The 13,660-nt window shown below is 65.3% G+C and carries 7 protein-coding genes and 1 other RNA gene; 3 read left to right on the top strand and 5 right to left on the bottom strand.

Annotated elements, in window-relative coordinates:
• The first annotated feature begins 205 nt into the window (after window positions 1–205).
• The 3 genes from CKY51_RS13275 to CKY51_RS13265 all read left to right on the top strand — a co-directional run bounded on the left by CKY51_RS13275 (window position 206) and on the right by CKY51_RS13265 (window position 4,145).
• A complete protein-coding gene (locus CKY51_RS13275) occupies window positions 206–2,890 on the top strand; it encodes a M1 family metallopeptidase (RefSeq protein ID WP_022974593.1) in 2,685 nt (894 codons plus the stop codon).
• A 294-nt stretch (window positions 2,891–3,184) separates the two neighbouring features.
• Window positions 3,185–3,260, top strand: a non-coding RNA gene (locus CKY51_RS13270) — sX9 sRNA.
• A 93-nt stretch (window positions 3,261–3,353) separates the two neighbouring features.
• Complete coding sequence (locus CKY51_RS13265; protein ID WP_238319596.1) at window positions 3,354–4,145, top strand: hypothetical protein; 792 nt, start codon at window positions 3,354–3,356, stop codon at window positions 4,143–4,145.
• A 370-nt stretch (window positions 4,146–4,515) separates the two neighbouring features.
• Here the strand turns inward: CKY51_RS13265 and CKY51_RS13255 are convergent, their stop codons facing one another.
• From CKY51_RS13255 to hsdR, 5 genes are all read right to left on the bottom strand, one after another.
• Window positions 4,516–6,318, bottom strand: coding sequence for a GmrSD restriction endonuclease domain-containing protein (locus tag CKY51_RS13255; protein ID WP_152249350.1), 1,803 nt, complete (start codon window positions 6,316–6,318; stop codon window positions 4,516–4,518).
• A gap of 36 nt (window positions 6,319–6,354) precedes the next feature.
• Complete coding sequence (locus tag CKY51_RS13250; protein WP_152249349.1) at window positions 6,355–7,698, bottom strand: restriction endonuclease subunit S; 1,344 nt, start codon at window positions 7,696–7,698, stop codon at window positions 6,355–6,357.
• A complete protein-coding gene (locus CKY51_RS13245) occupies window positions 7,691–9,229 on the bottom strand; it encodes a class I SAM-dependent DNA methyltransferase (RefSeq protein WP_022974588.1) in 1,539 nt (512 codons plus the stop codon). Before CKY51_RS13245 ends, CKY51_RS13250 begins: the two co-directional genes overlap by 8 nt.
• Window positions 9,226–10,428, bottom strand: a complete 1,203-nt coding sequence (locus CKY51_RS13240) for a Fic family protein (RefSeq protein WP_022974587.1) — start codon at window positions 10,426–10,428, stop codon at window positions 9,226–9,228. Before CKY51_RS13240 ends, CKY51_RS13245 begins: the two co-directional genes overlap by 4 nt.
• 88 nt (window positions 10,429–10,516) lie before the next feature.
• Window positions 10,517–13,660, bottom strand: a 3,144-nt coding sequence (gene hsdR / locus CKY51_RS13235) for a type I restriction-modification system endonuclease (protein ID WP_152249348.1), incomplete at its 5' end; no start/stop codon positions are given.

The raw sequence follows: 13,660 nt of genomic DNA, 5'->3' as shown, positions 1-13,660 counted from the left end.
GCCCTCCAGGCCCGGCCGATCGCCGCCGGCCTCCCCGCCGGGCGCGAAGCGGGAACTCGGCAAGCGAATCCAGGTCGTAGAGATCGGACCATGCAGGCGGCCGAGACGTGTTTGCCCGCGCCGGCCATGACTTCCGGCTGTGTTCGCTTATTGTGACGCAGGCCATCATTCGCGATTCCACCGTCGTTTTCCGTCTAGGACTCTCATGCGCTCCATCCTGGTGACCGCAATCGCGCTGGCGCTCGCCAGTGCCAGCCTGTCCGCTACCGCCCAGTCGGCTGCGGCAAGTCCCGCAGCTGCCGCCGTGACCCAGGCGGTCACCACCCAACTGCCGCGGACCGCCCGCCCGAGCCATTACGCGCTGGAGATCACCCCGCACGCCGATGCGATGCGCTTCGACGGCAAGGTGGCGATCGACCTGGCGGTGCTGCAGCCCACCGATCGCATCGTCTTGCAGGCGGCCAACCTGCAGCTGCAGCAGGCGAGCCTGCGTGCGGCCGACGGTCAGGGCAAGCGCAAGGGCAAGGCGCGCGCCGCAAAGATCAGCCTGGATGCCGACGCGCAGACTGCCAGCTTCGCCTTCGATGCGCCGCTGGCGCCGGGCAACTACACCCTCACCATCGATTACCAGGGCACCATCAACACCCAGGCCAATGGCCTGTTCGCGCTGGACTATCCCACCGCGCAGGGCCAACGCCGTGCGCTGTTCACCCAGTTCGAGAATTCCGATGCGCGCCGCTTCATGCCGTCCTGGGACGAGCCTGACTACAAGGCCACCTTCGACCTGACGGTCACCGCGCCGGACGCGCAGATGGTGGTGAGCAACATGCCGATCGCGCGTTCCAGCGCATTGCCTGGCGGCTTGAAGCGGGTGGCCTTCCAGGCCACGCCGAAGATGTCGACCTACCTGCTGTTCCTGAGCCTGGGCGAGTTCGACCGCGAGACCGTCAAGGGCGACAACGGCACCGAGATCGGCGTCGTCGCCCAGCGCGGCAAGGTCGAGCAGGCGCGCTACGCGCTGGAATCGGCGCGCGACGTCCTGCACGAATACAACGGCTATTTCGGCATTCCCTATCCGCTGCCCAAGCTGGACAACGTGGCCGCACCAGGGCAAAGCCAGTTCTTCGGCGCGATGGAGAACTGGGGCGCCATCTTCACCTTCGAATATGCGCTGCTGCTGGATCCAGCCACGTCCGACATCAACGATCGGCAGAACGTCTTCACCACCGCCGCGCACGAGATCGCCCACCAGTGGTTCGGCAATCTGGTGACCATGGCGTGGTGGGATGACCTGTGGCTCAACGAGGGCTTCGCCAACTGGATGGAGGCGCGCACCACCAGCAAGCTGCATCCGGAGTGGGATGCCGACAAGACCACCGCGGCCTTCAAGAGCCGTCGCGCGATGGGCCGCGATGCCTATGTCACCACCCACCCGGTGGTGCAGCACATCGCCACCGTCGAACAGGCCAGCCAGGCCTTCGACGAGATCACCTACGACAAGGGCGAAGCGGTGATCGCCATGCTGGAAGACTACGTCGGCGCCGAGACCTGGCGCACCGGCGTGCACAACTACATCCAGCAGCATCAATACGGCAATGCCGTGACCGACGCACTGTGGCAGCAGCTCGATGCGGTGGCACCGGGCAAGCAGTTCACCCAGGTGGCGCACGACTTCACCCTGCAACCGGGCGTGCCGCAGATCAACGCCAGCACCCGCTGCGTGGGCGGCAAGACCGAACTGACGCTGGAACAGGGCGAATACACCTTCGATCGCCCCGGCAAGACGCCGTTGCACTGGCATGTACCGGTCGCCGTGCGCGGCGCCGACGGCAACACCGTGCGCGTGCTGGTCGATGGCCGCGCACAGCTGCAGCTGCCCGGCTGCGATGGCCCGGTGCTGGTCAATGCCGGCCAGAAGGGCTACTACGTGACCCGCTATGCGCCGGCGCAGTTCAAGACGCTGGCTGCCGGTTTCTCCCGCTTGCCGGTGGTGGACCAATTGGGCGTGCTGATGGACACCGGCACGCTGGTGACCGTCGGCCAGCAGCCCGAGGCCGATTTGCTCGGGTTGACCGAGCAGGTGGCGGTGGGTGGCCCGACCGACCTGTGGCAGGCCACCACCGGCATTCTCAGCAGCATCGATGACATGTTCGATGGCGATGCCAAGCAACAGGCCGCCTGGCGCCGGTATGCACGCGCGCGGCTGGCACCGCAGTTCGCCACCCTCGGCTGGGACGATCGTCCTAACGACTCGGCGCAGACCAAGCAACTGCGTGCCGCGATGCTGAGCGCCCTGAGCGTGCTCGACGACGCGCAGGTGGTGGCCGAGGCGCGTCACCGCTTCGCGAGCTTGCAGGCCAACCCGGAGGCGCTGTCGCCGGAAGGACGCAACACCGTATTGGGCATCGTTGCCCGCCATGCCGACAGCGCCGAGTGGGACGCCTTGCATGCGCTGGCGCGCAAGGAAACCTCGGCGATGTTGCGCGACCAGTATTACGGCCTGCTGTCGCAGGCGCAGGACCCCGCGCTGGCGCAGCGTGCGCTGGACCTGGCGCTGAGCAAGGAGCCCAGCGCCACGCTCGCCGCCAGCATGATCCGCGGCGTCTCGCGCGAGCACCCCGAGCTGGCGTTCGACTTCGCCCTGGCGCACCGCGAGCAGGTGGACACCCTGATCGACACCACCTCGCGCGCGCGCTATTTCCCGCAGTTGGCCAGCAGCTCGGTCAAGCTGGAGACTGCCGACAAGGTCAAGGCCTATGCCGAGCAATACCTGGCCCCCACCTCGCGGCGCGATGCCGACACCGCCATCGCCGGTATCCAGACCCGCGTCAAACTGCGGGCGCAGCGCCTGCCGCAGATTCGCGCCTGGCTGAAGCAGCACAAGGGCTGAGGCGTTCCGTCGCTCCGCATCCCGCGCCTGTCTGGCGCCGGATGCGGTAGCGGATGCCCCATGGCTTACCCCGTAAGCCGGTGCTGCGAGGGCTTCGCAGCCGTCGCACGCGTGCGTTGATCGATCTGCCATCAGGACGACCGACGTCGATCGTAAGCCGCGTGTCGTCACACACCAGCGCCGTTGCCGGCCGCGCAGCTGCTGACAAGGGCAGGGCTGATGCCCATGGCGAAGCGCAGCTAACAAAACGACTGCGCAGCCGCCAGGCGGGCGCGGCCGATGCGCGGAATCCTCATGGACCACTCGTACACTGCGGTTCCTGCGCGCCGTCCGCGCCCACCTGACGGCTGCTCGTTCCGTTTTGTTGGCCGCTCTAGGCGCAGCGGTGGCTACGCAAACTCAGTGGTGGTCGCCCACCGCTTGCGCCAGAATGCGGTTCCGTTCCCTTCGAGTGGTGCCAATGATGGCGATCTCCGTGCAAGCCCATCGTCGTGCGGTCGCCTTGCTGCCGTGGCTGGCGATCGTTTTTTTCGGCATCGGCACATCGCCCTGCCAGGCGGAAGCGCCGTCCGTGCCGGACGTGCAGTACCCGCGCATCGCCGCCCACACCAGCAATGCCGACGCGCTGGTGCCCAAGGACTGGCGAGTGGAGCGCCGGCTGCAAGGCGACCTGGATCGCGACGGCCGTCCCGACCTGGTGCTGGTGCTCAAGATGACCGACCCGGCGAACGTGCTGCAGGTCGACGACCTGACCCCCGAACCGCTGGACACCAACCCCCGCCTGCTGGTGGCCGCGCTGGCCGACCCGGCCGGCGGCTACCGCACCATCGCCCAGGACCACGCGCTGATTCCGCGACGCGAATCCAACTACCAGGACGATGCGCTCGACGAGGACGGCGTCGCCGGCGGCGGCGGAGTCAGCATCGACAAGGCCGGCGCACTGATCGTCACCCTGACTCAGTTCGCCTCGATGGGCTCCTGGCAGATGGGCGACACCAGCTTCAGCTTCCGCTACCAGGACGGCTGCCTGCGCCTGATCGGCTACGACCGCTCCATCGTCCAACGCAACACCGGCGACACCTACGGCCTGAGCATCAACTACCTCACCGGCCGCGCCTGGCGCAGCCACGGCAGCATCGAACACGACGGCGAACCGCCCAAGCACTGGCTGCGCCTGCCCAAGCGCCCACCGCAGTGCCTGGAGCAGGTGGGGAATGGGATGGAGTTTGATCCTGGGGTGGAAGCGGCGCCATGACCGCGATCAGGCGAGACGGCCGACACATGATTGCTAAGCGATCGGCCTCTGCTCACTACGTCGCTGCGCCGCTCCCACGCATAACGCACACATCAGAATTGGTAGCGGACTCGCGGATGACATTCGTGGCGACCAAGCTCGAAGCCTTCGCTCCCCGAGGCAACAGTGACCTCCTTTCCAGTCACGACCTGGAGGACGTCCTCAATGCCGTCGAAAGACAGTTGGAGTACGGTGCACGCGGATGTGGTCTACGCGAACCGCAGGCGCGCCATGGCGTCGGATGTCTTCGATACGTACCCTGTTAGCTGGAAAACGCAGCGCCCTGGGGCGCTGCAGTACGAGCCGGCGGCGAAGCTCTAAGAGATGGCTGTCAGTCAGTCTCCACCGCTGCAGCGCGCTTTCCCATTGCCGCCTCGATCAGCGCCAGGAGGTTCTGCTGGCGCTGAGCGCAGAAGCTGTCGAAGTCATCGGCACGCAGGGCGGCGACCGGGATGCGATGGCTGGCCAGCAGCGCGTCCATGCCAACGTTGTCCAGCTGAACTTGCTTGTGGGCCTGCAGGGCGGCCAGATAGCTGGAGGGAGCTGAGCCTCCGATCATGCGGTTTGCCTTGTAGGAGATCGGCGTTTTGTTGATGATCGAGTCGTAGCGCCGGCGCGGGATACTCTGCTTCTCGCACCAGTCGCGCGGGAAGATGTGGTGGATGTCCAGCGCCACCTCGTCGGCCTCCAGGTCGCGGATGCGCGACTTCCAGAACAGGTCCTGTGCACCTTCGCGCAGTACCAGCACGTTGATGCCCTTGTAGGCGGCGCTCAGGCGCGAGGTCAGCGAGGCGAGGCGGTCGACCTGGAAGGTGGCGTCCACAATCGTGCGCGGCGGTTGGTCATCGTGCTCAATCCAGCTCAGCAGCTCGTCGACGTCATTTGCGATGCGGGTCTCCACCGCGCCGCCGTAGAGTTCGCCCAGCACGCCGCACCAGAACCACTGCGCCAGCTTCTGGTGGATGCGCGGCTCGCGCCAGTGCTCGTCGGCGCCGATCAGTGCCAACACCGCCGCCAACGGCGCCAGCTGGGTGCGGTAAGGCAGGTCGCGTGGCGCAGTGAAACATTCCTGGCGCAGGAACTTGGCCGCACGCAGGAACCCTTGTTCAACGGGGGCAGCCCAGCGCTTGTAGGCATCCATCGGTAGTTCCAGCACCGATGCGCGCTTGGCGCTGACCGGGGCCACTTGCTTGCCGGTCTTGCCGGCCTCGATATCGGCACGGCGCTTTTCCAGCGTGTGCAGCATGGTCACCGCTTGCAGAAAGTCGGTGTTCTCCACCCCGCGTAGGATGGGTTCCTTGGCCAGCCGCTTGTAGCGCGAGGACACCTTACGCAGCTCGCTGCCGTACCAGTCGTCGCGCAGGTTGTAGCCATCGGCCGCGTAGCTGGCGGTCACCAGCTCGAACACCGACAGCGGGACGCCGCCGGTATTGACCTTCTCGAACACCAGGCACACTGCTTCCTTGCTGGTCTCCTTCTTCAGCACGATCAGCGGGATCTGGTACTCGTTGTATGCATCGAGCACCTTTTCTTTGAACTCAAAGAACTGCGCCTGCGCAGCGGCGTTGAACTTGAACAGGTCCTGCAGCCAGCCCATCGCCTCCAGAATCTCCGAGCATGGGAAGTACAGCTGTTTGCACTCCAGCTCGCGCGTGGACAGGTCCAGATCCAGCCTACGGCCGAAATCGCTGCGCTGCTGGCGGCTGCCGTCGGTGGCGATGATGGCCTCGTCCAGCCGGTCCGGGCCGGCCAGGGCGGTGGGGATGTGGATGTAGTAGTGGCGGTCGACCGGCTTGCCTTTGTCGGTGGTGGTCTTGACCGGGCCGGACAGCTTGAGCACCTGGGTCAGTGTCGTCAGACGCTGCTGACCGTCGAGGATCAGCTTCTCCGGCGCGGCCAGTCCTTCCAGCGGCACGTTCTCCACCGGGCGGACCTGGAAGCGCACCTCGCCGCCGGTTTCCAGCAGCATCACTGCACCCACCGGGAACGAGCGCCCCAGGCTGACCAGCAGGCTGCGCACATGTTCGTCATCCCAGACCCAGCCGCGCTGGAAGTCCGGTAACTGGATCTTGCCCTGGACGACGTCCTTGAGCAGGTCCTTCAATGGCAGTTTGGTGCTGTCGAATGTGGTCATGGGTTCGCTTCCTTGTGATGGATGGGATGGATCGGATCAGCTTGTCGCCGCCTTGCGGCCGCGCTTTGGTTTGGGCGCGGCGGCGCGCTGGGTGCGGATGCGTTCCAGCAGCACGCTGGCCGGTTCGTCGGTGGGGTCCTGCGGCACGAGTTCGCCGCGGAAGGCCTTGGCGAGCAGGCTCTGGGTCAGTGCGTCGATGCGCTGCTTGGCAGTGGCGACCTTGGCTTCCAGCTGGTCGGCATAGGCGAAGAGCTGTTCGACGCGGCGAACGATTTCAGTTTGAGTTGCTATCGACGGGAGAGAAAATTGGATCTCTCTTACCTTGCCAAGGTTGAGATTCGGTTGGTTTCCGCCCACAGCCATCTTTCTGATGGCTTCATAGTTCTCCTCGAGCCTGAGCTTTACGAAGCTCTGTAGCGCCAACTCGCCATTGACGCTGATCGCAGCGCAGGCTTGATTGCAGGCAGCTTGAATCTTCAGCTCGGTCACCTGGCCTCGCGTCTTTCCCTCGCCATACATGGCGAGCAGAAGAGTTCCCGGTGAGAAGAGTTTGAGGCTGCATTCGCGCAGCGCGAGCGGAGTGACGAATTCCTTTGCCTCTTTGCAGAAGCTCAATCCAGTAGCTGCACTGGTGACCCAAGGTATCGATCCAGCTTGCCAATAATTGGCTTCGCTCCTGTCAGGAGTCTTGCCCGTTTCGACAGAGGCCAGATCAGAAAGCGTGCACTCATTCCATGCCGAGAAATCCTCCTTCGAGTCAGAGATTAGATCGCCTTTCAACGCTGAAGCGCGCACTGCTTGGCGGAAACGCTTGAGTAGTGCGGGGATGGCGTCGATGCGGGCCTTGAGGGTGTCGACCTGGGCCAGCAGCGCATCCAGCTTCTGCGCGATGCGTTTTTGCTCTGCGAGCGGTGGCAGGGCGATTGTGATGTCTTCGACGTCACTTTTTCTGATGGAGGGGATCGTAGTTGAACGTGACAGCGATGCGAGATCCTGTGTCCGAAGGAAGTGATACAGAAAGCCGTCGTGGATTCCTTGGTCGGCTTTGAATCCCATGACATTGTTATCAGCAAGTCCTTCGCGAAAGATTATCGCACGCCGATTCAAGCGCAGCGCCTCGCCAATTTTTGCAAAGAGAATGCTGCCCTCAGGAAAAATGTGCCCCTTCAGAGCTGCCGCAGCCTCTGCGTCGACGTAGTTCGTTGAGCGGCGAAGTATTCCTCTATCGAGCAGTACTCCGCGAGAAACGTCCCCAACTTTATAGACTGGGTACACCCCATCCGTTTGTCCTTGCATTGCAACGGGAAAACCCATCCCGCTTTGGACGCTTCCTATAGCCCCCAGGGTTGTTTCTGCCCATCCCGCCGGCAACTCACTCACCGTCCACCTCGCCGCTGCTCACTTCCAGCCCCATCACCTCGGCCAGCAGCCGCTTCTGTTCCAGTGCTTCGTCGCCGGCGCCCAGCGCCTGCATCAGTGCGTCGAGTTCGCGCAGGGCTTCGCTGAGTTCGGCCATTGCTTCGGCGGCCAGCACTTCGGGCGCGGGCAGGCTATTGGCATCGACGCTGTCGGCGTCCTTGAGCCAGCTGAGATCCAGCGAGTCGCCGCGCTCGGCGATCTGGGCGCGGGTGAAGCAACGGAAACGGCCTTGCTCCCCTTCGTCGGTGCGTGGGCTGGCGCCGTTGGGGTCGGTGCCGTAGGCCTGCTCGAACGGTTTCAGATGCGTCGGCCCGAACGGGGTGCGCTTGCCGAAGTTGGGCATGTTGCTGCGCAGGTCGTAGACCCACGTCGCCTGCGTGCAGCCGGTGTCCTGGCGCGGGTTGGCGGCGCTGCCTTTCTGGAAGAACAGCACATTGGTCTTGACGCCCTGCGCGTAGAAGATGCCGGTGGGCAGGCGCAGCAGGGTGTGCAGGTTGCACTTGTCCATCAGGTCGCGGCGAATCTCGGTACCGACGCCTGCCTCGAACAGCACGTTGTCCGGCAGCACCACGGCGGCGCGGCCACCGGGCTTCAGGCCACGGTAGATGTGCTGCAGGAAGGCGAGCTGCTTGTTGCTGGTCTTGTAGGTGAGGTCGTCACGGGTGGGTCCGCCGCCGCCCTTGGCGGTGCCGAACGGCGGGTTGGACAGGATGATGTCCGCCTTGGGCAAGGCGGCGCCGGCATTGCCGAGGCTGTTGCCGAGCTGGACCACGCCGGCGCCTTCGCCGGACATGCCGTGCAGCAGGCAGTTCATCAGCGCCAGGCGGCGGGTGCCGGGCACCAGCTCCATGCCGGTATAGGCCTTGTGCTGCTGGAAGCGGCGGGCCTTGTCGTCGAGCGTGTACAGATCGTCGGTGTTGGCCTTGATGTACGCATCGGCGGCGATCAGGAAGCCGGCGGTACCCGCGGCCGGATCCTGCAGGGTTTCGCCGGGCTGCGGCTGCAGGCAGCGGATGATGGAATCGATCAGCGGGCGCGGGGTGAAGTACTGGCCAGCGCCGGACTTGGTCTCGTTGGCGTTCTTCTGCAGCAGGCCTTCGTAAAGGTCGCCCAGGCCGTCCTCGCGCGCGCTGAACCAGTCCAGCCCGTCCAGCGCGGTGATCAGGGTTTTCAGATGGCGAGGCTCCTCGAGCCGGGTCTGTGCGTCGGCGTAGATGGCCGCGATCATCGGATCGCTGCTCTGGCCCAGGTTCAGCAGCATCTGCCGGTAGTGGTTGAGCAGGTTGCGGCCAGACTTGCTTTTCAGATCCGGCCAGCGGCTGCCTTCAGGTAGCTTGTGCTCGAAGTTGGGATTGTTCTGCACCTGCTCGTATTCCATCTTGACGAACAGCAGCAGCACCAGCTCGGTGACGTAGTCGCTGTAGTTGATGCCGTCGTCGCGCAGGACGTCGCAGAGGTTCCAGAGTTTCTGGACGATGTCGTTATGGGTCATGGGGTGCTGCCTTGTTCTGAAGTGGTGCGGGCCGGCAGCGCGATGCTGGAGGCCGGCGTGTTGATGGCATAACGGGTGCTGCGGCCGCTGCCGGGCAGGCGGCGCAGGCAGCCTTTTTCCAGCAGGTCGGCCAGGTGGCGGGTGGCGGTGGCCTTGGAGACCTTGGCCACGGCCTGGTATTGCGAGGCGCTGATGCCGTGTTCGAAACCGCGCTCGCCGCCATCGAGCAGGCGGTTGAGCACCTTGACCTGTTCGGCGGACAACGGCTGGGCGTGGTGCAACTGCCAGAAGCGTGCTTTAGCCAATACCCGATCGATGCGGTGCAGTGCCTGCACCAGGCTGTCGTGCAGGGTGGTGAGGAACCAGCGCAGCCAGCCGGTGATGTCCAGCGAGCCTTTCTGGGTGGTTTCCAGGCTGCGGTAGTAGCCGCTGCGGTCGGCGAGGATGCTGGCCGACAGTGCATGGAGGCGGATCGCCTGCGGTTGCGCCTGGGCCAGGGCGAGATCGGTGAGTGAGCGAGTGAGGCGGCCATTGCCGTCGTCGAACGGGTGCAGGGTGACGAACCACAGATGGGCGATGCCGGCGCGCAGCAGCGGGTCGAGCGTGGCGTCGGTGCGCGAGCTGGCGAACCAGTCGAGGAAGGCGGCGAGCTGGGCGTCCAGGCCGTCGCGCGGCGGGGCTTCGAAGTGGACGGTGGGGCGGTCGAGCCGGCCGGAGACGACCTGCATCGGCTCATCGCCACGCAGCGCGCCGATGCGGATGCGACTGGGCAGCAGGCTGTCCTGTTCGGCAAACAGCCAGCGGTGCCATTGCAGCAGGCGGGGCAGGTCCAGCGGGGTGTCGGCGTGGCCGGTGGCGTCCAGCATCAGCGCGGCCAGCCCCTCGCTGCGGCCAGTGGTGCGGCGAGGGCTGTCTTCGGCCAGGCCCAGATGGCGGGCCAGCGAGGAGCGTACCGAGCCGACATCCAGCCGCTCGCCCTCGATGGCCGAGGAGGTGACGATGTTGGAGAGCAGGGTGTCCAGTGCTTCGGCGGCCTGCTGGTCGCCGGCGACCGCGCCGGCCATGCCGAGCAGCTGGCCGTGGGCGTGCTGGCAGTCGCGCAGCAGTGCCGCCAGGGCATCGGCCTGCCAGTGGAAGCGGGGCCAGTCGGGCTGCTGCCAGATCCAGCGGGGCCGTGGTTCGGTTACTTGGTTGGACATTGGTGAGCCGATTGGCTGGATTAATTGGCTCTTTGGATGAGCCGATTATCCCGACTAATCGGCTCATATGCCAGTGTGAACCACCGACTCAGCCGGTCTGATCCCACAGATGCTCGCCCAGATCGCCCAGGATCTGGTCCAGCCGGCCATCGAGCAGGCGGTCCAACTGCAGGGCGCCGCCGTCGCCGCTGAAGTTGCGTTGTACGGTGTCGCGGTCCATCACCACCTCGTGTATCAGCTGCTGGGCCAGCCGCTTGAGCCAGCGCCGCTGCACCGGCGTCCAGCTGCGCTGGGCATAGATGCCCTGCATGGCCTTGTCGACACGCTGCTCGAACGGCACTAATGCCTCGCCCAGCGCTGCGCGACGGATGTAGCCGATGATGCTGGCGGCGACCTCCTGCTGAGTGCTGTCGCGCCACGCGCCGCGCAGGTGGGCCTCGCTGTAGCCGTGCTGGTCGAGCAGCAGGCGCACCTCGCGCAGCTGGGCGCGGGTGAGGTCGCGCGGGCGGTTGACGATGACGCTGAGCGCGGCGGACTGATTGATCTGCTCGCGGATGAAGGCGTTGAAACTGTCCAGGTAATCGGCCGGGGCTTCGTTGACGCCGTAGTTCTGTGCGCGTTCGAGCAGGGTGTCAGTGTGTTCGGAAATGACCGGGTAGCGGTCCGTCCCCAGCAGTACACCCACTTCGGCCAGTTGCTCCACCAGGCGCGGGTGTTCGCGGAGGAAGCTGGCGGCATTGCGCGCGCCGAGCTTGTGCAGGTGGGTGTGCAGCACGGCCGGCGCCACGCCCCAGGAGGTTTCCAGCTCGCTGAGCTTGTCGCGCAGGTCCGGGCGCTGCTCGGCGCGATGCTGGGCCTTGCGCAGCACGCGCATGATGCGCTGGCTCAACTGGTCGAGCGCGTCGTCGGCATGGCTGCCGCCGTCGCTGCCGGGGGCATCGAAGCTGCGCTGCTGGCCGAGCTCGTGGACCAGCTGCTCGATGCTGATGTTGGGGTCCTTGACCAGCGGACGCATGGTGTCGACGTCTTCGAGCGCGGCGTACAGATCGACCGGATCGAAGATGCGGAACACGGTCTTGCCGATATCGTCGCAGCGGCGGGTGGCGCGGCCCTTCATCTGTTCGTAGAGGATGCGCGAGCGGACCCGGCGCATGAACACCAGGTTGGCGATACGCGGCACATCGATGCCGGTGGTCAGCAGGTCCACGGTGATGGCGATATTGGGGTAACGCTCGTTCTTGTAGTTGCGAATCAGCTGGTCGACCTTGTCGCTTTTGCCGGTGATCACCGCGACGCTGGCCTGGTTGTAGTAATTGCCATGGACCTGTTTGAAGGCCTCGTCCAGCTGGTTCTTGACGCGTTCGGCGTGGGGCTGGTTGACGCAGAAGATCAGGGTCTTTTCCTCGCCGTCCGGGTCCAGTTCGATGGCGAGCTGCTCGCAGACGACCCGGTCGAAGTCTGCGGTGATCACACGCCGGTTGAACGACTCGATATTGAAGTCGAGTTCGTCTTCCAGGTCTGCGGTGTCGACTTCGCCGGTCTGCGTGTTGATGACGCTGACGCGCTCGCCGCGATCGAAGTGGATGCCGTTCTTGCCTAGCGCGGTGGTGTAGCGGATGGGCGGCTCGTGGTCGATCAGCCAGTCATCTGCCACCGCTTCGCGGTAGCTGTAGGTGTAGATCGGCTTGCCGAAGATTTCGGTGGTGTGCTTGGCCGGCGTGGCGGTCAGGCCGATACGGCAGGCATCGAAGTAGTCGAGCACGCGGCGGTATTGCGACAGGTATTGCGCGTGGTCGCGCACGGCCAGCTCGCCGTCGGTCATTTCCTGGTCGAGCGTGTAACCGCGGTGGGCCTCGTCGACGACGATACAGTCGAAGGTGCCGATCGGAGGCGGGTCATCGGACTGGAAAATGCGCCGGACCATGGCCTGCACCGTGGCGACCTGCACGCGGGTCTCATCGGCGGTGCGGGTGTCGTCCAGGCCATCGAGGTTGTAGATCTGCGCCAGCGTCTGGTTCTGCTCCAGCTGCATGTCCTGCATCGTCTCGGTGGCCTGGGTGCCGAGCGCGGAGCGGTCGACCAGGAACAGAATCCGGTGGAAGCGCTCGGCCTTGAGCAGACGGTAGATCAGGCCAATCATTGTGCGCGTCTTGCCGGTGCCGGTCGCCATCGCCAGCAGGCAGTTGCGTGCGCCTGATGCCAGCGCGCCTTCCACTGCCTGGATCGCGCGCTGCTGGTAGTCGCGCAGGCTGAGGTAGGCGAAGCCTTCCTGGGCCAGGTCGCGCTCGGCCTGGTCGCGATCGCGGGTGAGCAGATCGGCGATGTCCCCGGGCGTGTGGAACTTCTGCAGCGGGCGCCGCAGATTGGCCGGTGAGCGCAGGTCGCGGAACCAGATGCCCGATTGCTCGGCCAGCTGTTTCACGAAAGGACGGCCATTGCAGGCGAATGCCAGCGGCACCTGGAAATGGCCGCCCTGGCCATCGGGCCAGCCTGCGATCGAGGTGGTGGCCGGGTAGGCGGGGGCCAGCTCGTCACGCATCACAAAGTCGCGCGCGTAGCGCTCGGCTTGGGGAATCCGGTCGGCGATGTTGATCCGCTTGCGCTTGGCCTCGACGATGGCGACTGGCGTGAGGCCGGCGAACAACACATAGTCGGCGTTGGCACGTGGCGCCTTGGTGGGCCATTCGGCGATGGCGAGGTTGCGGCCTTTTTCCGGGCGGATGCCCTTGGCATGGGTGAGGTCGAGCGAGTCGGCTTCCCAGCCGGCCTCGCGCAGCTGCTGGTCGATGAGGATGCGGGTAAGGTCTTCGCTGAGATCGAAGTTGTTGCTGGCCTGCTGGGTGGCCCCGGCGACCTGTTGGGTGGCGGCCTGGCGGGCGGTGTCCGGCTGTTGCAGGCTGGCGATGCGTTGTTCGAAGTCCTGGCGCAGCCGTTGCAGTTCCTGTTCGCGTTGGACTGCCAGCGCCGACTGTTCACGCGCTTCGATGTCCATCGCCTCGGCGAGCTCGGCGTTGAGCTTGGCCTCTTGTTGTTTCAACTCGGCAAGCGCCCGGCTCTGGTCGTGCTGCTGGCGGGCAGTATCCAGCTCCGCTTTCAGGCGATGGACTTCGGCCTGCACTTCACGCAACGGCGCAGCTGGATCCTTCGGAGGTACGAAAGCCCCCGCCTTGAATTCCGCGGCGTTCCTGCCGAAGGCGCGGTGGTACCAGACCGCCAGGTCGCGGGCGACCTT

The sequence above is a fragment of the Xanthomonas maliensis genome (assembly GCF_009192945.1).
In the GTDB taxonomy this organism is placed as follows: Bacteria; Pseudomonadota; Gammaproteobacteria; order Xanthomonadales; family Xanthomonadaceae; genus Xanthomonas; species Xanthomonas maliensis.
The sequence above is the reverse complement of the archived record's forward strand: the minus strand, read 5'-3'. Positions and strand labels throughout refer to the sequence as shown.